Annotated in this window: 1 protein-coding gene; it reads left to right on the forward strand. The window is 38.2% G+C overall.

What is annotated here, in order from left to right:
* Window positions 1-286: IS30 family transposase (locus IV87_RS10845; RefSeq protein WP_156407387.1), on the forward strand; the 286-nt coding region annotated here is incomplete at its 5' end.
* Window positions 287-309 lie beyond the last annotated feature (23 nt).

Consider the following 309-nt stretch of genomic DNA (forward strand, 5'->3'; position numbering starts at 1 on the left):
TTGGTTTAAATCTATCACTTTTGATAATGGCAGTGAATTTTCAAAACTTGCACAAGTTAAGGGTACTAAAATTTACTTTGCACATCCGTTCTCGCCTTGGGAACGTGGTAGTAATGAGAATGCCAACGGGTTGATTCGGGAGTATATTCCTAAAGGGAAATCATTGAAGCAGTTTACTGAAACCCAAATTGCTCAAATCCAAAATGCCATCAACGACAAGCCCCGTAAGATCCTGCACTACCTGAGTGCTAAAGCATTCAGTAAAGCTTTTAGATCAGCTTCCTAGACCAATTTCTATTTTATTTAGTA

Source organism: Pediococcus ethanolidurans (assembly GCF_001437405.1).
GTDB lineage: Bacteria > Bacillota > Bacilli > Lactobacillales > Lactobacillaceae > Pediococcus > Pediococcus ethanolidurans.